The sequence below is a fragment of the Streptomyces sp. NPDC088810 genome, assembly GCF_044750305.1.
GTDB lineage: Bacteria > Actinomycetota > Actinomycetes > Streptomycetales > Streptomycetaceae > Streptomyces.
In genome coordinates, this window is sequence record NZ_JBIVJQ010000007.1 from 39,844 (window position 1) to 58,266 (window position 18,423).

Here is an 18,423-nt window from a genome sequence, read left to right on the forward strand (position 1 = left end):
GTCCGTCCTGGCCAGGGATTGACGGCTACAACCTCACGTGAAGGGTTGCGCACATGGGCATTCTCACTCTCCTGCGGAACGCATTCGGCCGCTCCCGCAAGTCACGAGCCACCGCCCCGGAGGGTGCGACCCCCGTCCCGGACCCGCGCCAGTCCCCTTCGGAGGAACCCCCCTCCGAGGAACACGACCTGGTGGCAGCGGCCTTCGACAACGTCGCGGTCCCCCACCAGCCGACTCCGCCGGCCAAGACCGAGGAGCCCGTTCCGGCCAAGGCCGAGGACAAGCCCGAGCAGCCGACTCCGGCCGAGGCCGAGGTCGAGGAGAAGCCCGAGGAGCCCGTTCCGGCCAAGGCCGAGGAGAAGGCCGAGGGGGCCGTTTCCGCGAAGGCCGAGGCCGAGGCCGTGGGGAAGGCCGAGCAGCCCGTTCCGGCCAAGGCCGAGGTCGAGCCCGAGCAGTCGACTCCGGTCGAGGCCGAGGTCGAGGTCGAGGAGAAGGCTGAGCAGCCGGTCACGGCCGAGGCGGAGGCCAGGGTGGCGGCCGAGGAGGCCCGGCCGCCGGCGGAGGCCGACGCGAAGCCCGAGCCCCGGCTGGCGGAGGAGCAGGCCGGCGAGGAGCCGACCGAGACGGCTCCCGAGCCGGTGACAACGGAGGCGGAAGCACCGGTGGCGCCGGAGCCGGTCACTGTGGAAGCAGCAGAGCCGCAGGCGGAGCCGGAGCCGGTCACCGCGGAGGAAGCCAAGCCGCAGGCTGACGCGGAGGCGGAAGCTGAGCCTGCCGAGGCGACGACGGTCCCGCAGGCCGCCGACGGCGAGGACACCCCACAGGGGCCACCCGCACCCGACAACGCAACCCGCACGGGTGGTGCGGGTGGGAACAAGGAGGCCGAAGGCGCAGCCGAGGCGGAGCCGCAGGCGCCGCAGGCGGAGCCGGAGGCGGCCACCACCGCCAAGCCCGCCACCACCCTCGCCAGGGTCAAGGCCCGCACCCCCGCCCTGGCCACCGCCTACAAGGCCGCCGCAGCCACGCTGAAGAAGACGAACCTCACCGGCACCCGAGCGAAGCTCTACCTCGTGCTGGACCGCTCCGCGAGCATGCGCCCGTACTACAAGGACGGCTCCGCCCAGGCCCTCGCCGACCAGACCCTCGCCCTCGCCGCCCACCTGGACCCCGAGGCCACGGTCCACGTCGTCTTCTTCTCGACGGAGGTCGACGGCACCACGGACCTCACCCTCACCCCCGACCACGAGACGAAGATCGACGACGTACACGCCGGCCTCGGCCGCATGGGCCGCACCAGCTACCACGCCGCCGTGGACGCCGTACTCACCCACCACCGCAAGAACACCGCCCCCGCCACCCCCGCCCTGGTCGTCTTCCAGACCGACGGTGCCCCGGACGCGAAGACCCCGGCCACCCAGGCCCTCACGGAGGCCGCCGAGTCCGATCCCTCCGTCTTCTTCTCCTTCGTCGCCTTCGGTGACCACGGGAACAAGGCCTTCGACTACCTCCGCAAGCTGAAGACCGCGAACACGTCCTTCTTCCACGCGGGCCCCACCCCCCGCGAGCTCACGGACACCCAGCTGTACGAGGGCGTACTGGCGAACTGGCGCCCGTAGAACTGAACCGCCCGCTTCTCACCCCGTAAAACGGGAAGCGGGCGGCATACACACGTCGGCTACGATTTCAAGGTTCGTACACGTAGCGACCTGGGAGCAGCCCGCGATGGCTCGACACCTCATCACCAGCGCCCTTCCCTACATCAACGGGATCAAGCACCTGGGCAACATGGTGGGGTCCATGCTCCCGGCGGACGTGTACTCCCGGTACCTCCGCCAGCGCGGCCACGACGTCCTGTACATCTGCGCGACGGACGAGCACGGCACCCCCGCCGAGCTGGCCGCCAAGGAGCAGGGCCTCCCGGTCGCCGAGTTCTGTGCGCAGGCGCACGACGCCCAGAAGGCGGTCTACGACGGCTTCGCGCTCGCGTTCGACTACTTCGGCCGCAGCTCCAGCCCGGAGAACCGCGAGATCACCCAGCACTTCGCCCGCAAGCTGAACGAGAACGGCTTTATCGAGGAGCGGGCGATCCGCCAGGTGTACAGCCCGGCCGACGGCCGCTTCCTGCCGGACCGCTACGTCGAGGGCACCTGCCCGCACTGCGGCTACGACAAGGCCCGCGGCGACCAGTGCGAGAACTGCACCCGCGTGCTGGACCCGACCGACCTGATCAACCCGCGCTCGGCGATCTCCGGCTCCACGGACCTGGAGGTCCGCGAGACCAAGCACCTCTTCCTGCTCCAGTCCAAGCTGCAGCACGAGGTCGAGCAGTGGGTCGCCCGGCACGAGGCGGACTGGCCGCAGCTCGCCTCCTCCATCGCCCGCAAGTGGCTGAACGAGGGCCTGCACGACCGGGCGATCACCCGTGACCTGGACTGGGGCGTCCCGGTCCCGGCGGACACCTGGCCGGAGCTGGCGGCCGAGGGCAAGGTCTTCTACGTCTGGTTCGACGCCCCGATCGAGTACATCGGCGCGACGAAGGAATGGGCCGACCAGGACCCGGCGAACCGCGACTGGAAGTCCTGGTGGTACGAGGCGGACGACACCGTCCGCTACACCGAGTTCATGGCCAAGGACAACGTCCCCTTCCACACCGTGATGTTCCCGGCCACCGAGCTGGGCGTGCGCGAGCCGTGGAAGAAGGTCGACTACGTCAAGGCGTTCAACTGGCTGACCTACTACGGCGGCAAGTTCTCCACCTCGCAGAAGCGGGGCGTCTTCACCGACCAGGCGCTGGACATCCTGCCCGCCGACTACTGGCGCTACTTCCTGATCGCCAACGCCCCCGAGTCGGACGACTCGTCCTTCACCTGGGAGCACTTCACCGCCACGGTGAACAAGGACCTGGCCGACACCCTCGGCAACTTCGTCAACCGCGTGCTGTCCTTCTCCAAGAAGCGCTTCGGCGAGGAGGTCCCCGCGGGCGGCGAGCCGGGTGAGGCGGAGGCGCGGCTCGGCGAGCAGATCGCCGAACTCCTCGCGGAGTACGAGTCGCAGATGGAGGCCCTCCAGTTCCGCAAGGCGGCCGCGGCCCTGCGCGCCCTGTGGTCGGCCGGCAACTCCTACCTGGAGGAGAAGGCCCCCTGGCTGGAGATCAAGACCGACAAGGAGGGCGCGGCCCTCACCCTGCGCACGGCGATGAACCTGATCCACCTGTACGCGGTGGTCTCCGAGCCGTTCATCCCGACGACGGCGAAGACGATGCGCGAGGCGTTCTCCCTGACGGACGACACCGCCGCCTGGGTGAGCCGGGACGAGGCGAAGGCCCTGGCGTCGGTGCCGGCCGGCACCCCGTTCACGGTCCCGCCCGTCCTCTTCGCCAAGCTGACGGACGAGGACCTGGCGACGTACAAGGAGCGCTTCGGCGGCGAGGACGCCTGACCGCGCCGTAGCAAGGCCCGAGGAGGGCGCCGGGCCGGGGGCCCGGCGCCCTTTCGCTGTCCCGACGGGCCCGAGGGGCCGGACCGGTTACTTCAGCACGCCGGCACCGGTCGTGTTCGCCAGTTCCGCCGGCAGGTTCTTCGCCGAGGTCTCCAGGCCCGCGGTGAGGGCCGGCGTCCAGTTGACCGTGGTCTTGATCTTCTTCGAGTTCGCGGCGTTGTACGCGGCGACCAGGTCGGTGACCGTGCCGTTGACCAGGTTGCCGCTGCCCGCGACGGAGCCGGTGCCGTCACCGCTCAGCAGCTTGGCGACCTTGCCGCCGGAGGGCACCGTCCAGTAGTTGGCCTGCGCCACGACCTGGGCCTTGGCGCGGGAGTTGATGCTGTACAGGGGCGCATACCCGTCGACGGTCGTCGTGTCGTACACGTTGTTGTAGATGTGGACCTGGCCGATGCGGGTCAGCGGGGCCCGCTGGACGATGCCCTTCCACACGTTGTGGTGGATGGAGACCCGCAGCTTGCCGGTGCTGTCCTTGTCGCTGGAGCCGATCAGCATCGTCTTGTCGTGGTCGGTGAACTGGTTGCGCTCGACGGTCACCAGGTCGGAGCCCTTGGTGATGTCCAGGGCGCCGTCGTGGATCTGGTACTCGCGGCCGAAGTACTTCGGGTTGGCCTTGTCGAAGTGGGGCGCGTCGGTGAACGTGTTGTGGTCCGCCCAGACGTGGGTCGCCCCGCGCAGGGTGACCGAGTCGTAGTTCGAGTTCCAGTTGCCGTCGTCGCCGTCGGTCGGGTCCCACTGCGGGAAGCAGTCCTCGGTGGCGGAGAAGGTCAGATTGCGGACGATGACGTTGTCCACGTTCTGGATCTGGAGCATGCCGCCGGTGATCCCGGCGTTGCTGCCCGGCACGCCCACGATCGTGGTGTTGGCCGGCACCTTGAAGACGATGTTCTTCGCCTGCTTGGCCTGGGCGGCGGCGCGGGCCTTCTCCTGGGTGCCGGAGGGCAGCTTGGAGCGGCCGTAGGTGGCGGGGTCGTAGGCCTTGAGGTAGGCGGAGAGCGAGTAGCCGGTGCCGGAGGCGTAGTCCGCGCAGGTCAGCTTCTTGCCGCTGTCGTCGGTGTTGGCGTCGATCGTGCCCTTGATCCTGACGATGCGGGGCGTGGTGTCGGAGGCCGAGCCCAGCGCCTTCACGAGCTGGGCACGGGTGGAGACGGTGAAGGTGTGCGCGGAGTCGGCCTTCGCGCCGCCGGTGGTCCCCGTGCCGGAGGCGGCCCAGCCGTCCTTGGCGGCGAGGGTCTGGTGGTACAGGTCGACGGCGTCGGCGTTCGCGTTCATCACGAACACCCCGGCGCCGACACCCGCGGCCACGACGGCGGCGGACACGGCGAGGGTGCGCCGCTTGCGGAGGGACCGGCGGTGGGAGGGAGCTGCCACGGAGGAGTCCTTAGGGGTCTGTCGAACATGCCTTACGCCCCCTCAGTGGCCGCCCGGCGGAAGGAAGTTGCCGTCCGCCGTGGAAATTCTCCGCTCGGCCCGGTCAGGCGTCGCGCGCGTTGCGGCGGGAAGCCGGAAAAATCTTCCCGTGGACTTCCCCGAACCCCATCGCCGGCTCCTCGCCGACGTCGTCGCGGCGGGCGGCCCGTACGGTCTGGTCCTGGCCGGCGGCTACGCCCTCCAGGCGCACGGACTGCTGTGCCGCCCGCACGCCGACCTGGACCTCGCCACCGAGAGCGCCGAGGCCGTCGGGCACATCGCCGGTGCCGTCGGCGCGGCCCTGGAGGCGCGGGGGCGGCGGGTGCGGACCGGCGCCGTCACCGCGCTCACCGCACAGCTGACGGTCACGGACCCACCGACCGGCGAGACGTGCCCGCTCGCGCTGCACAAGGAGGCGTTCTGGCAGCCGCCGGAACTCACCGGGTACGGCCCGACGCTCTCCCTGGCGGACGCCGTCGGCACGAAGATCCGCGCCCTGTACGACCGGGGCGCGGCCGTCGACCTGATCGACGCGCAGGCCTGCGCGGCCCGGTTCTCCCTGCCCGACCTGGAGGAACTCGGCCGCCGGCACGCCCACGACCCGTTCGACCTGCCCACCCTCCAGTCCCGCCTGACCGGCACCGACTTCTACGCCGACCGGGACTTCTTCCGGTACGGACTGGACGAGGCCCGGGTGGCCGCCCTGCGCGCCTGGGCTCAGCACTGGTCCGACGACATCGCCGAGCGGCTGCTGGAGGAGGGCGCGTCCCCGGACGCCGAGACCGACGAGCAGGGCGACTGAGCCGGGTCAGCCCCCGTCGTGCGTCTCGTCCGGGGCCACGCCCAGGGTGAGGTGGGCCCGGACCCCGCGCGCGATGTGCTTGCGGTCGTACTTCAGGTACAGCAGGCCGCCCGCGTGCCCGTTGCCCGGGTAGATGGTGTCCTCGTCGAGCGTGGTGCGGGTGGTGGTGTTGGCGGAGTACGGCTCGACGTCCGCCGTGCACAGCACCGCCTTCTCGGCGAAGAACAGCTGCCCGGTGTGGCAGGTGTGGCCGCCCTCGTACCCGGCGTCCGTCCAGGCGCCGTCGACGTGCACCTTGACGTGGATGTGCACGCAGCGGCCCTGGTACCAGCCGGGGAAGACGGTCCGGAAGGTGACGTACCCGTGCTTGTCGGTGCGCCAGGTGCCGCGCAGGTAGCGGCTGTCGTCGGTGGGCTCCTGGTGGCCGCCGCCACCGCCCCCTGGGCCGCCGGAGGGGGGTGCGCCCGTGGGCGTACCGGCCGGGGTTCCGGTAGGGGCACCTGTAGGGGCCGGGCCGCCGCCTCCGCCGCTGCCCGACGCCTCGTATCCGGAGTAGACGCCCACCGCGTTGCAGTGCCAGATGTCGACGGCCGCGTCCCTCAGCGGCTCGCAGGTCTCCGCGTCGATCACCTTCAGGGTGAGCGTCAGCGGCACGCCGTCCTGGTCCTCGGTGACGTCCTGCCGGATCTTGTCGGCGTCGATGTAGTAGGGGCCCTCCACGGTCTCGGAGGTCAGCGTGTAGCAGATGTCCGCGGAGGTGTCGTAGTGGGCGGACGCGTCGACGGCCAGGGCGCCGCCCAGGCCCACGGCCACGGCGGTGGCACCGCCCGCCATGATCACCGTACGACGGGACAGCTCGCGGTCTCTGCGACCGGGTTCAGGTTTCTCGTTCATGGGCCGGGACCGTAGGGACGCAACCTGTCACCGGGCCCGGAGACGGCTGTGCGCGCCGATCGTCAAGAGCGAGTCAGGACGGATCGGCGCGCACGGCGGTTGCGCTACTTCGGCTGCGGCTTCCTGACGGTCAGGTGCAGCTCGCGCAGGCGGGACTCGTCCAGCTCGGTCGGGGCGCCCATCATCAGGTCCTGGGCGTTGCCGTTGAGCGGGAAGGCGATCGTCTCGCGGATGTTGGGCTCGTCCGCGAGGAGCATGACGATACGGTCCACGCCCGGGGCGATGCCGCCGTGCGGCGGGGCACCGAAGCGGAACGCGCGGAGCATGCCCGCGAACTTCTCCTCGACGGTCTCGCGGTCGTAGCCCGCGATCTCGAAGGCCTTGAGCATGATCTCCGGCTCGTGGTTCCGGATCGCGCCGGAGGACAGCTCCACGCCGTTGCAGACGATGTCGTACTGCCAGCCCAGGATGTCCAGCGGGTCCTGGGTCTCCAGGGCCTCCAGGCCGCCCTGCGGCATCGAGAAGGGGTTGTGCGAGAAGTCGATCGCGCCGGTCTCCTCGTCCTTCTCGTACATCGGGAAGTCGACGATCCAGCAGAAGCGGAAGACGCCCTCCTCGAAGTGGCCCGCGCGCTTGGCCGCCTCGACGCGGACCGCGCCCATGATCTTCGAGACCTCGTCGTACTCGCCCGCGCCGAAGAACACGGCGTGGCCGGCGGCCAGGGAGAGGCGCTTGGTCAGCTCCGCGACGTTCGCCTCGGTGAGGAACTTCGCGATCGGGCCGGTCAGCGAGCCGTCCTCGGCCACGCGGACCCAGGCCAGGCCCTTGGCGCCCTGCTCGACGGCGTACTCACCGAGCTGGTCGAAGAACTTGCGGGGCTGGCCGGAGACGTCCGGCACCGGCAGCGCGCGCACGTGCTTGCCCGCGAAGGCCTTGAACTCCGAGCCCTCGAAGACGTCGGTGATGTCCACCAGCTCCAGCTTGGCGCGCAGGTCCGGCTTGTCCGAGCCGTACTTCAGCATCGCCTCGCGGAACGGGATGCGCGGGAAGGGAGAGGTGACGTGACGGCCGCCGCCGAACTCCTCGAACAGCTCGGTCATGAGCTTCTCGATCGGCTGGAAGACGTCCTCCTGCTCCACGAAGCTCATCTCGACGTCGAGCTGGTAGAACTCGCCCGGCGAGCGGTCGGCGCGGGCGTCCTCGTCGCGGAAGCAGGGCGCGATCTGGAAGTAGCGGTCGAAGCCGGAGATCATCAGCAGCTGCTTGAACTGCTGCGGGGCCTGCGGCAGCGCGTAGAACTTGCCCGGGTGCACCCGGGAGGGGACCACGTAGTCGCGGGCGCCCTCGGGAGAGGTGGCGGACAGGATCGGCGTGGCCATCTCGTTGAAGCCCATCGCCGCCATCTTCTGGCGCATGGCCGAGATGACCGCCGTACGCAGCATGATGTTGCGGTGCATGCGCTCGCGGCGCAGGTCCAGGAAGCGGTACTCCAGGCGCCGCTCCTCGTTGACCCCGTCCTCGGTGTTGATGGTGAAGGGCAGGGGCTGGGCCGCACCGAGCAGCTCGACCTCGGCGACCTCGACCTCGATCTCACCGGTGGGCAGGTCGGGGTTCACGTTCTCGGTTCCACGTGAAACAACGCGGCCGTCGACGCGGACCGTGGACTCCTTGGAGATCTTGTCCAGGGCCTCGTACGCGGGGGTGCCGGGGCGGGCGACCAGCTGCGTGATGCCGTAGTGGTCGCGCAGATCGATGAAGAGGATGCCGCCCAGGTCGCGCCGATTGTGCAGCCAGCCACTCAGCCGGACGTCGGTGCCGACGTCAGAGGCGCGGAGCTGGCCGCAGGTGTGGGACCTGTACCGATGCATCGTCGTTCATCGTCCTTCGTGGTGGGGTTTCTCCTGCCGGCTCTGCGGACCGGCGGGAACGGGCACGGGGCCCGGACCCATCAAGGGTACCGGCCACCCCCAGCTCGGCTCCCCACCATTACCGCTCACCCGCCTACGGTGGCAGCCTTCGGTCACCTCTTCCTAAAGTGGGGCAATGCGTACAGGCGAGCCCCTGCCGTCCGTCGAGGACGTTCTCGCCGCCCTCGCGACCGGGCTCTGGCACTGGGACACGGCCACCGGCCTGGTCACCGTGGACGCGGAGGCGGCGCGGCTGCTCGGGCTGCCCCCGGAGCCGGCCACCCTCACCGAGGCCCAGACCCGGGCCCGGTTCCACCCGGTCGACTGGAACGAGATCACCGGCGTGGTGCGGCTGGCCGTCGCCGAGGGCACCCTCGCCGAGGTGCGCATCCGGATCATGGACGGGGACGGCGAGATCCTGCGGGTCGTCCGCAGCCGCTCCAAGCCGTCCTTCGACCCCGAGCGGCAGGCGTACGAGCTGATCGGCACCCTCCAGGAGGTGACCGAGCCGACCCCGGGCACGGCCGCCGCCCGCAGCGCGGTCACCGGGGACTGGCGGCGCTCCCGGGAGGCGTTCCTGCTGGACGCCGGCCGGGCGCTGGCGGAGGCCCGGTCCACGGCCGAGGTGCTGCGGGTGGCCGGCGGCCTGTCGATGCCGGGCTTCTCCCCGGACGGGCTGGTGGTGTTCGGGGTCGAGGGCGACCGTTTGACGATCATCGGCCAGCACGGGCACCAGCCCGGCGCCATGAACCCCTTCTCCGACATGCCGCTGGACACCCACTACCCGGCCGCCGAGGTCGTCCGCACCGGACGGGCCGTCTACCTGTCCTCCCCGGAGCAGTACAAGGAGCGGTACCCGGTGACCTGGCCGCTCGCCCAGGTCTTCGGGCGCCGCTCGTGGGCGTTCCTGCCGCTGACGGTCGCCGGGCGCACGATGGGCGCCTGGATGGCGGCCTTCACCTATCCGGTGGCGTTCACCCCGGACGAGCGCGCGGTCCTGACCACGGTCGCCCGGATGCTCGCCCAGGCGCTGTCCCGGGCCGGCGCCGCCGAGTCCGAGCGCGAGCTGACCGAGGGCCTGCAGCGCAGCATGCTGCCCTCGCTCGGCCCCGAGATCCCGGGGCTGCGGGTGGCCGCCCGGTACATCCCGACCGGCGGCGGCCTCCAGGTCGGCGGCGACTGGTACGACATGATCCCGCTGCCCTCCGGACGGGTCGCGCTGGTCATCGGGGACGTCCAGGGTCACGACGTGCGCGCGGCCGGCCTCATGGGCCAGCTGCGGATCGCGCTGCGCGCCTACGCCGCCGAGGGGCACCGCCCGGACGCCGTGCTCTCCCGCGCCTCGCGCTTCCTGCACGGCATCACCCAGGCCACCGGCGACGACCCGGCGGCCGACCTCCGCTTCGCGACCTGCCTGTACGCGGAGGCCGACCCGACGACCGGCCGGCTGGAGATCGCCCGCGCCGGGCACCCGCACCCGGTGATCCGGATGGCGGACGGCACGGTGATGATGCGGCCGACGGTGGGCGGACCGCCGCTCGGTGTCGACCCGGACGCCGACTACCCGACGACCCGGTTCACCCTCGAACCCGGCGAGACGCTGATGCTGTGCACCGACGGCCTGATCGAGACCGGCGGGCACGACCTGGAGAGCGGCTGGCGCAGGCTGCGCGCGATCCTGGAGGACCACGCGGGCGACCTGGAGTCGATGGCCGACGCCCTGGTGCAGGGGGTGCACGGGCCGTCCTCGCACCACACCACCGGCCCGCTGGCCGACCGCCGCGAGGACGACATCGCGCTGCTGCTGCTGTGCCGGCCGGGGGAGGGCTGCGGCTGCGGCGACACCGTGACGCTCCGGCCGCAGGTGCGGCGCTCGCTGCTGTCGGTGGCGCAGGACGAGCCGGAGCGGATCGCCGAGGCCCGCCAGCAGCTGCGCGAGCTGCTGCACGACTGGGCGTCGGCCGACCAGCTGGACTCGGCGGTGCTGCTGGTCTCCGAGATGATCACCAACGTGCTGGTGCACACGGACACCGACGCGCTGCTGCTCGCCGAGGTCACCGGCGAGGGGACCGGGCGGCGACTGCGGGTGGAGGTCTTCGACACCGGCGACGACCTGCCGCACAAGCGCCGCCCCGGCGAACTGGCCTCCTCCGGCCGCGGCCTGATGCTGATCGAACTCCTCGCGGACGCGTGGGGGGTGCACCCGCGGGGCGAGGGCAAGAGCATCTGGTTCGAGCTCTACGAGCCGGGCTGCTCGGGGGCCGAGGCGTCGGAGGGGGTGGCGTAACGCTCCCTCAGCTCCTGGACGACCCCGAAGGCCGCCGCGGTCAGCGGGACCGCGAGGAGCATGCCGAGGATGCCCGCGACGGAGGCGCCCGCCGTGATCGCCAGCATCACCACGGCCGGGTGCATCTGCACGGTCCGGCTCTGGATCACCGGTTGCAGGACGTGCCCCTCCAGCACCTGCACCGCGAGCACCACCCCGAACACCCACAGCGCGATCACGAAGCCCCGGTCGGCGAGCGCGACCAGCACGGCCACCGCGCCGGAGATGAAGGCGCCGAGATAGGGGATGTAGGCGCCGACGAAGACGAGCGCGCCGAGCCCCACCGCGCCGGGCACCCGGAGCACCAGCAGGCCCACCGTGATGCACAGGGCGTCGATGAGGGCGATGAAGGTCGTCCCGCGCATGAACCCCTCCACCGCGGCGAACGCCCGCCGGGCGATGGCCTCCAGGGTGCCGGCGCGGTCGCCGGGCGCGACCGAGCGCAGGGCGGTCACGGCCCGGTGGGAGTCGCGCAGGAAGAAGAAGACGAGCAGCAGCGCGAGCACGGCCATGGCGAGGGACTCGGCGACCACGCTGACACCGCTGATGACATTGGAAGCAGCCGTCGCACCGAACTTGCGCAGCAGTTCGCGTGCGTTGGCGGCGAGGTCGTCCAGACCGGTCCCGGCGGCCCCGAAGTGCCGCGCGAGGCCCTTGGCGGCGGCCCGCAGCGAGGAGACGATCTGGTCGCCGGTGTCGATGAGCGCGGCGACGACGATGTACACGGCACCGCCGACGACGGCCACGACGGCGACACAGGTGAGCCCCGCCGCCACCGACGCCTGCACCCCGGCGCGCACCAGCCGCCGGTGCAACGGCCCGAGCAGCGCGGTGCCCAGCAGGGCGAGCAGCACCGGCGTGACAGCCGTACGCAACTCCCCGCACAGCAGCACCCCGAGCCACCCCACCCCGGCACCGAGCAGCACCACGACGCACCAGGCGGCGAACCGGCGGACGGGAACGGGCAGGAGCTGCACGCCTCCAGCAGACCACGGCACACCACGGCGGTCCTGCCGCGCGGGTCCGGCCGGGTGAGGGGCCGTGATTTGCGGGGTCCCCGGGCCGCGGCGCAGGCTGGAAGGACCCGAGGGGTCCGTCACCGGGCCAGGAGGCGAGGTTCGCGATGAGCAGGCTCGAAGAGCACATAGACATCGACGCCCCCGCGCAGAAGGTCTGGGACCTGCTGCACGACGTCGACTCCTATCCGACGTTCATCGACGGCGTCCAGCGGGCCCAGGGGAGCGGTGGCAACCGCGCCCGTCTCGACGTCCGGGCCGGCAGTGTCCAGCGGGAGTTCGAGGCCGTCCTCGACGACCGCGCGGGCGACCAGGTCATCACCTGGCAGACCGAGGGCAGCCCCGAACTGAAGGGCACCCTGTCCGTACGGTCGGTGGACCGGGACCACAGTCAGGTACAGGTCCGGCTGGAGTACGAACCGGGCGCCGTCCACGACGCCTTCGGCGGCCCGAAGGGCATGGCCCAGGTCCACCGCATCGAGAACACGGTCCGCGGCGACCTGCAGCAGTTCAAGAGCCTGGCCGAGGGGTAGCCACGGCCGTGGCGTTGCCGTCGGCTGCTTACGCCACGTCGTGCCGGTTGGCGATACGGGTCACGGTGACCTCGACGGCGACCGGCTGCACTGCATCGAGGGCGGCGAGGTGGGAGACGACGGCGGCCCCCACCCGGTCGTGGACGTTCTGGGCGACGTCCAGCGCCCGCCGCCCCTCGGCCAGGACGCAGCGCACCTCGATCTGCCAGCCCGACCCGTCCGGCGCCCGGGCGGCCCGGATGCCCGCCTCGGGGGACGTGCGCAGCTGCGCGGCGTCCGTCCGGGTGGGCGCGGCGACTGCCGCGAGGCGATGGGAGAGGCGGGGATGCAGGCCCGCCACGCCGGGAACCGCGAGGGCCGCCTCGGCCGCGATGCCGAGGAGGGTGGCCTGTCGGATCACGGTCATCACGCACCGCCGCCGGTCGGGAGGCCGGGACGACCGAGAGGCGGCTCCGGCTCCAGGACGTCGACCACGGTGATGTCGACGGCCGTCACGGCGAGACCCAGGATCTGTCCGGCCGAGTCGAGGACCGACCGGCGCACCTGGTGGACCCGGTCGGTCAGCGGGCGGTCGAGAGCTGCGGCCAGGGTCATGGTCACCCGTACGTCGGTGCCCTCCGCGGGCATGAGCCGGCAGCCCGCCGCCCTGACACCGGGAACCGTGTCCGCGGCCTGCCGGAGGACCTTCGCCGCGGCACTCTCGGCGATCCGCAGGTCCCGGTCCGGGTCCGCCAGGGGCAGCAGCCGGCCGAGCCGTACCTCTGCCCTGACGATGTTCATGACGCGGTCGGCAAGTGCGTGCAGGCCGGGGGCGTGCTCGGCACGCAGCGCGCCGGTGGCCGCGTTCACCGTGGCGAGTCCCTCGACGGCCTCGCGGCAGTGAGGACAGGAGACGGTGTGCGGGTCCGCGGCCGGGGCCGCGTCGCACGTCTGCTCCCAGACCCGGCTGAGCAGGCGGCCGCAGGGGAGTACCTCATCGCCCTCGAACGGGGGCCCCTCGGCGGCGGGCGGTTCGGCAGGCCGCGCGTGCGGGTCGTCTAGCGCCATGGGCCCATCGCCTCCTGAAGGGATCGGCGTGCCCTGAACAGTCTGCCGCGCACGGTCGGCTCATTGGTCCGCGTCACGTGGGCGATCTCCTTGTAGGACAGGCCCTGCACCTCCCGCAGGATCCAGCAGAGCCGCTGCCCGGCGTCCAGGTCGCCGAGCGCACGGGACAGTGCGGCGGTGGCCGCGTCCTGCTCGGCGGACAGGGCGGGCTGGCTCCGGGCGTCTCCCGCCGCGGGCTCGACGACGACCTCCAGGGAGAGGGGCGGCGGCCGGCGCCGGCGCATGGTCAGGCAGCGGTTGACGGTGATCCGGTACATCCAGGTGCGGAACTCCGCGCGGTGGCGGTATTCCGGCAGGCGTCGCCAGGCGCTGACGAAGGCGTCCTGAACGGCCTCTTCGGCGTCCTGGGGATTGCCCAGCATGCAGCGCGCCAGGGCGAGGAGGGACGAGCCGTGCCGCTGGACGAGAGCGGCGAAGGAGTCCTCGTCCCCCTCGGCTGCCCGTACGGCCAGCAGCCCGTCCGGCAGGTCGCGTTCGGGCAGGTTGCGTTCGGGCAGGTCGCGTTCGGGCGATGGGGAAACAGTGCGTTCGATCATGACGCCCCCGCACGAGGCTCGGACCATCCGTGTACCCAAGGGACCACATGTGATTCACGTCACACGTTATGGCCGTGAGAAATGCACCGCCCGATATGTCCAACCTTTCGAAGGGCGCCGTACCGGTGTCCGACCGACCGATCGAGGCGACCGCCATGACGGACAACATGACCAGCGTCGGCGGGGGCAGCGGGCCCACTGCGGGCGTGAGCGCACTGAAGGGCCGTACCGGAGCCGGGGCTCCGGCCGAGACGCGGGGGAAGACCACGATCGCCGACGGCGTGGTGGCCAAGATCGCGGGCATGGCTGCCCGCGAGGTCCCGGGCATCCACAACCTGGGAGCGGGGATGGCCCGCGCGTTCGGTGCCGTGCGGGAACGCGTTCCCGGCGGAGGCGGAGCCGTCACGCGAGGAGTGAAGGTCGAGGTCGGCGAGCGTCAGGCCGCGGTGGATCTGGACGTCGTCGTCGAGTACGGCGTCTCCATCGTCGACGTCGCCGGCGGCGTCCGCACAAACGTCATCAGCGCCGTGGAGCGGATGACGGGCCTGGAGGTCGTCGAGGTGAACATCGCCGTCGACGACGTCCACCTGCCCGACGAGGAGGAAGAGGCCGAACCGGACGAGAGCCGCGTGAGGTGATCCACCACCGGGCCCTGCACGGGCGCGGGAAATCGCGCGCACGGTGACGTACGGGCGCGAGACGGGTGAGTGCATGATGAACGCAGCAACGACGGGCCTCGCGGCGGGCATGGCCCTGGGCTTCGCCGGGTATTTCGGCGGCTTCTGGGCGTTTCTGCTGGTTCTGTTCCTGGGGGCGGCGGGGCTGATCGTCGGCCTCGTCGTCCAGGGCGACCTCGACGTCCGGGCACGGAGGCAGCGATGAAGACCCGGCCCGGTTCCCCCGGGGAGGGGTCGGGCCCACCGGCCCCGGCCTCCGGCCTGCCGCCCCCGGCCGAACGGGGCGCCACCGTCATCCCGGACAGAGTGGTCGCCCGTATCGCCACGCAGGCCGCACGCACGGCCCAGTCACGGCGCGCCGCCGTGCCTCCTGACCGGAGCGCGTCGGAGGCGCCGAGCGCGTCCGCCGCCGTCCGTACCGGATCGGTGCGCCTGCACCTGGCCCTGGACCTGCCCTACCCCACCGACATCCCCCACGTCTGTGAGCGGATCCGGCACGACGTCGCCGAACGGGTGGCACAGCTGACCGGCTTGCGGGTGGGAGAGGTCACGCTCACCGTCCGGCGGCTGGTGACCGCCGCCGGAGCGAAGCGGGGGCGGGTCCGGTGAACGGCCACGCGGTCCCGTGCGCCGGGCACGCCGCGCAGGAAGGGGGATCCCGATGACACCGGACCCCGGTCCTCCCGGCCGCGGCTCCGCGCCGTCCACGCACCGGGCCCCGGTGCCGCTGACCAAGGAGCCCGATCCACCCGAACGCGACGGGCCCGACCCCGGCCCCACGGCCAGGGAACGCGGCAGCGGGCACCGGACCCACCGGCCGTGGTCCACGCGCCGCCTCCCGGCGGTGCTGGTCGCCTCGGTGATCCTCCTGGCCGCGCTCGCAGCGCTGGTCGACGTCATCGCCGTGCGGGCGGGACACCCGGCCGCAGCCTGGCGACGGCACCTGGCCGACGAACTGGCCGCCCGCTCCGTGGACGACGTGTGGATCCTCACGGGGGCCGCCGTGGCCGCCGCCGTCGGCCTCTGGCTGATCGTCCTTGCCCTCACCCCGGGTCTGCGCCGCTGGCTGCCCCTGCGCTCACCCCCCGACTGCCCCCGGCTGCGGGCCTCCCTGGACCGCGACGGGGCCGCCGGCCTGCTGCGCGACGCCGCGATGCGGGTCGCCGGAGTCGGCGCGGCACGCGTCCGGGTGCGCCGCCACCGCATCACGGCACACGCGGAAGTCCGCTTCCGTGACCCCCGGCAGGTGAAGGACGACCTCACCGCCGTCCTGGGCGAGGAACGCGACCGGCTGGCCCTCGCCCGTCCTCCCCGCATCGCCGTACGCGTACGGCGACGCGCCGGCTGAACCGCGAACACGCAACACCGGAGCCCGCACCATGACGCCGCGATCCGTACCCAACCGCAGTCTGCTGGCCCTCGCCGGACTGGTCCTGCTCGGCGGCGGGCTGCTGATCCTCTTCGCCGGGTTCGACCTCTACCGGCGCCACGATCTGGTGCCGCCCGCGGGCTGGCCCCTGATCACCCCGGCCGACGTCCTGCTCGGCTCCGCCGACCGGGCCCGCTGGAGCAGCCAGGGCTGGTGGTGGTGGCCCGCGGTCATCGCCGCCCTCGTCCTCGCCGCCGCGCTCGCCCTGTGGTGGCTGCTCGCCCAGCTGGGCCGACGCCGCCCCGGCTCACTGCCCGTCGGCGGCACACCCCCGCAGGAGGGCGTCGAACTGCGCGACAGCGCACTCAGCGACGCGATCGCGACCGAAGCCGGTGCCCTGCCGGGGGTCGACCGTGCGACCGTACGCATCACCGGCCGGCCGGCCCGCCACCGCACCCGCGTCAGGCTCACCCTCACCCCCGAGGGCACGCCCGGCGCCACTCTCGGTGCCCTCTGCGAAGGCCCGCTCCGCACCGCCCGTCGGTCCACCGGCCTCCCCGAAACGCCCACCGAGGTCCGCCTGAACGTCACCCGCCACAAGCCCCACCGTGCGGAGTGAGGAACGGACCAGGAAGACGGCCGGTCCGGAGCCTCGTGGTGCACGAGGCTCCGGACCGGACTCGACCGCGTACGGCTGATGGCGAGCCCTACATCCCGCCCTCGGACATCCCGTGCACCGCCGGGACCGTGCCGAGCCGGCCCTTCTGGAAGTCCTCGAAGGCCTGCATCAGTTCGTCCTTGGTGTTCATGACGAACGGGCCGTAGTGGGCCATCGGCTCCCGGATGGGCCGGCCGCCGAGGAGGACGACCTCCAGGTCCGGGGTGTGCCCGTCCTGCTTCTCGTCCGCGCGGACGGTCAGCGAGGAGCCGGCGCCGAAGACGGCGGTCTGGCCCGTGCGGACCGGGCGGCGCTGCGTACCGACGCTGCCGCGGCCGGCGAGGACGTACCCGAGCCCGTTGAAGTCCTCCCGCCACGGCAGGGTGATCTCCGCGCCCGGGGCGAGGGTCGCGTGGATCATCGTGATCGGCGTGTGCGTGATGCCGGGACCCTGGTGGCCGTCCAGCTCGCCGGCGATGACCCGCAGCAGCGCGCCGCCGTCGGGGGAGGTGAGCAGCTGGACGTTGCCGCCGCGGATGTCCTGGTAACGCGGGGCCATCATCTTGTCCTTGGCGGGGAGGTTCACCCACAGCTGGAGCCCGTGGAAGAGGCCGCCGGACATGACGAGGGACTCCGGCGGCGCCTCGATGTGGAGCAGGCCGGAGCCGGCCGTCATCCACTGGGTGTCGCCGTTGGTGATGGTGCCGCCACCACCGTTGGAGTCCTGGTGGTCGAAGACGCCGTCGATGATGTAGGTGACGGTCTCGAAGCCGCGGTGCGGGTGCCAGGGGGTGCCCTTGGGCTCGCCCGGCGCGTACTCCACCTCGCCCATCTGGTCCATCATGATGAACGGGTCGAGGTGGCGGTAGTCGATCCCCGCGAACGCCCGGCGCACCGGGAAGCCCTCGCCCTCGAAACCGCTCGGAGCGGTCGTGACGGTGAGCACGGGACGTGCCACGGCGTCGGCGGGAGCGGTCACACGGGGCAGCGTCAACGGGTTCTCGACGGTCACTGCAGGCATGGTGGGTACCTCCTTGGTACGCCCACTTTAGTTGAGCGTTGAACTTCCTGTCACCCGGAACGGAAAAAGCCCGGAGGGCATTCCCTCCGGGCTTTCCGGTGCGCGGGGCGGCTAGCCGTACATGCGGCGCATCGCGAAGTCGACCATCTGCTCGACCGCCTTCGCGTCGAACACCATCCGGTGCTCGCCCTCCATGTCCAGGACGAAGCCGTAGCCGGTCGGCAGCAGGTCGATCACCTCGGCGCCGGTGATGACGAAGTACTTGGACTCCTTGCCCGCGTACCGGCGCAGCTCCTTCAGCGAGGTGAACATCGGGATCACCGGCTGCTGGGTGTTGTGCAGGGCGAGGAAGCCGGGGGTGTCGCCGCGCGGGCAGTACACCTTCGACGTCGCGAAGATCTGCTGGAAGTCCTCGGCGGACATCTGGCCGGTGGTGAAGGCGCGCACCGCGTCCGCGAGTGAGGGCGGGGACGGCTCGGGGTACAGCGGCGGCTGCTGCCCGTATCCGCCGACACCACCCGGCATCTGCTGCTGCGACGAGGCGTACTGCTGCTGGGCAGCACCCCCGTCCATGGGCTGGCCGTATCCGTACATGCGCGTAAGCGTACTGAGAACCGGGCGAGGGGTGGGTCACAGATCCCCGGATCGGGGTTGCTTCTTATTACCGAC

General features: G+C 71.9%; 19 protein-coding genes. 10 read left to right on the forward strand and 9 right to left on the reverse strand.

The window, feature by feature from the left end; all coding sequences use genetic code 11:
- Positions 1 to 53: 53 nt before the first annotated feature.
- Both ACIP4Y_RS22465 and metG read left to right on the forward strand, forming a co-directional pair.
- Positions 54 to 1,616: a VWA domain-containing protein gene (locus tag ACIP4Y_RS22465; RefSeq protein ID WP_401396260.1), complete on the forward strand. Its 1,563-nt coding sequence runs from the start codon at positions 54 to 56 to the stop codon at positions 1,614 to 1,616.
- A 106-nt stretch (positions 1,617 to 1,722) separates the two neighbouring features.
- Entirely contained in the window at positions 1,723 to 3,438 is a 1,716-nt protein-coding gene (gene metG / locus ACIP4Y_RS22470) for a methionine--tRNA ligase (RefSeq protein WP_358635966.1), read from the forward strand.
- Between the two features lie 87 nt (positions 3,439 to 3,525).
- Here metG and ACIP4Y_RS22475 read toward each other — a convergent pair whose 3' ends face one another.
- Positions 3,526 to 4,869: a polysaccharide lyase family 1 protein gene (locus tag ACIP4Y_RS22475; RefSeq protein WP_401396264.1), complete on the reverse strand. Its 1,344-nt coding sequence runs from the start codon at positions 4,867 to 4,869 to the stop codon at positions 3,526 to 3,528.
- Between the two features lie 148 nt (positions 4,870 to 5,017).
- On the opposite strand from ACIP4Y_RS22475, the gene ACIP4Y_RS22480 reads away from it, so the two are divergent.
- The gene (locus tag ACIP4Y_RS22480) at positions 5,018 to 5,710 is read left to right on the forward strand and encodes a nucleotidyl transferase AbiEii/AbiGii toxin family protein (protein WP_401396267.1); all 693 of its coding nucleotides are present in this window, start codon (positions 5,018 to 5,020) and stop codon (positions 5,708 to 5,710) included.
- 6 nt (positions 5,711 to 5,716) lie between these two features.
- On the opposite strand, the gene ACIP4Y_RS22485 is transcribed toward ACIP4Y_RS22480, so the two are convergent.
- Together ACIP4Y_RS22485 and aspS are read right to left on the reverse strand one after the other, a co-directional pair.
- On the reverse strand, positions 5,717 to 6,604 hold the full coding sequence (locus ACIP4Y_RS22485) for an intradiol ring-cleavage dioxygenase (RefSeq protein WP_401396270.1): 888 nt from the start codon (positions 6,602 to 6,604) through the stop codon (positions 5,717 to 5,719).
- Between the two features lie 104 nt (positions 6,605 to 6,708).
- Positions 6,709 to 8,472 carry an aspartate--tRNA ligase gene (gene aspS, locus ACIP4Y_RS22490; RefSeq protein ID WP_401396273.1) on the reverse strand — a complete coding sequence of 588 codons (1,764 nt, stop codon included), beginning with the start codon at positions 8,470 to 8,472 and terminating at the stop codon, positions 6,709 to 6,711.
- A 175-nt stretch (positions 8,473 to 8,647) separates the two neighbouring features.
- Between aspS and ACIP4Y_RS22495 the strand changes: the two genes are divergently transcribed.
- Positions 8,648 to 10,798 carry a SpoIIE family protein phosphatase gene (locus ACIP4Y_RS22495; protein WP_401396276.1) on the forward strand — a complete coding sequence of 717 codons (2,151 nt, stop codon included), beginning with the start codon at positions 8,648 to 8,650 and terminating at the stop codon, positions 10,796 to 10,798.
- Here the strand turns inward: ACIP4Y_RS22495 and ACIP4Y_RS22500 are convergent.
- Complete coding sequence (locus ACIP4Y_RS22500) at positions 10,750 to 11,814, reverse strand: AI-2E family transporter (protein ID WP_401396279.1); 1,065 nt, start codon at positions 11,812 to 11,814, stop codon at positions 10,750 to 10,752. The two genes, ACIP4Y_RS22495 and ACIP4Y_RS22500, sit on opposite strands and share 49 nt — an antisense overlap.
- Positions 11,815 to 11,960: 146 nt before the next feature.
- Here ACIP4Y_RS22500 and ACIP4Y_RS22505 point away from each other — a divergent pair, with 146 nt between their 5' ends.
- The gene (locus ACIP4Y_RS22505) at positions 11,961 to 12,386 is read left to right on the forward strand and encodes an SRPBCC family protein (protein ID WP_358635954.1); all 426 of its coding nucleotides are present in this window, start codon (positions 11,961 to 11,963) and stop codon (positions 12,384 to 12,386) included.
- 28 nt (positions 12,387 to 12,414) lie between these two features.
- Here the strand turns inward: ACIP4Y_RS22505 and ACIP4Y_RS22510 are convergent, their stop codons facing one another.
- The 3 genes from ACIP4Y_RS22510 to ACIP4Y_RS22520 are packed head-to-tail and all read right to left on the reverse strand — an operon-like array spanning position 12,415 to position 14,029.
- A complete protein-coding gene (locus ACIP4Y_RS22510; RefSeq protein WP_401396283.1) occupies positions 12,415 to 12,792 on the reverse strand; it encodes a hypothetical protein in 378 nt (125 codons plus the stop codon).
- The gene (locus ACIP4Y_RS22515) at positions 12,792 to 13,433 is read right to left on the reverse strand and encodes a hypothetical protein (protein ID WP_401396286.1); all 642 of its coding nucleotides are present in this window, start codon (positions 13,431 to 13,433) and stop codon (positions 12,792 to 12,794) included. Before ACIP4Y_RS22515 ends, ACIP4Y_RS22510 begins: the two co-directional genes overlap by 1 nt.
- A complete protein-coding gene (locus ACIP4Y_RS22520; RefSeq protein WP_401396289.1) occupies positions 13,424 to 14,029 on the reverse strand; it encodes an RNA polymerase sigma factor in 606 nt (201 codons plus the stop codon). Before ACIP4Y_RS22520 ends, ACIP4Y_RS22515 begins: the two co-directional genes overlap by 10 nt.
- A 155-nt stretch (positions 14,030 to 14,184) precedes the next feature.
- Here ACIP4Y_RS22520 and ACIP4Y_RS22525 point away from each other — a divergent pair, with 155 nt between their 5' ends.
- The 5 genes from ACIP4Y_RS22525 to ACIP4Y_RS22545 all read left to right on the forward strand — a co-directional run bounded on the left by ACIP4Y_RS22525 (position 14,185) and on the right by ACIP4Y_RS22545 (position 16,694).
- Entirely contained in the window at positions 14,185 to 14,667 is a 483-nt protein-coding gene (locus ACIP4Y_RS22525) for an Asp23/Gls24 family envelope stress response protein (RefSeq protein ID WP_401397020.1), read from the forward strand.
- Positions 14,668 to 14,740: 73 nt separating this feature from the next.
- On the forward strand, positions 14,741 to 14,911 hold the full coding sequence (locus tag ACIP4Y_RS22530) for a hypothetical protein (protein WP_401397070.1): 171 nt from the start codon (positions 14,741 to 14,743) through the stop codon (positions 14,909 to 14,911).
- Complete coding sequence (locus tag ACIP4Y_RS22535; RefSeq protein WP_401396292.1) at positions 14,908 to 15,315, forward strand: Asp23/Gls24 family envelope stress response protein; 408 nt, start codon at positions 14,908 to 14,910, stop codon at positions 15,313 to 15,315. Before ACIP4Y_RS22530 ends, ACIP4Y_RS22535 begins: the two co-directional genes overlap by 4 nt.
- Before the next feature lie 52 nt (positions 15,316 to 15,367).
- Complete coding sequence (locus ACIP4Y_RS22540; protein ID WP_401396295.1) at positions 15,368 to 16,054, forward strand: DUF6286 domain-containing protein; 687 nt, start codon at positions 15,368 to 15,370, stop codon at positions 16,052 to 16,054.
- A 31-nt stretch (positions 16,055 to 16,085) separates the two neighbouring features.
- Positions 16,086 to 16,694, forward strand: coding sequence for an alkaline shock response membrane anchor protein AmaP (locus ACIP4Y_RS22545; protein WP_401396298.1), 609 nt, complete (start codon positions 16,086 to 16,088; stop codon positions 16,692 to 16,694).
- An 88-nt stretch (positions 16,695 to 16,782) separates the two neighbouring features.
- Here the strand turns inward: ACIP4Y_RS22545 and ACIP4Y_RS22550 are convergent, their stop codons facing one another.
- A complete protein-coding gene (locus ACIP4Y_RS22550) occupies positions 16,783 to 17,754 on the reverse strand; it encodes a pirin family protein (protein WP_401396301.1) in 972 nt (323 codons plus the stop codon).
- 111 nt (positions 17,755 to 17,865) lie between these two features.
- A complete protein-coding gene (locus ACIP4Y_RS22555; RefSeq protein ID WP_103813517.1) occupies positions 17,866 to 18,348 on the reverse strand; it encodes an SseB family protein in 483 nt (160 codons plus the stop codon).
- Between the last annotated feature and the right edge of the window lie 75 nt (positions 18,349 to 18,423).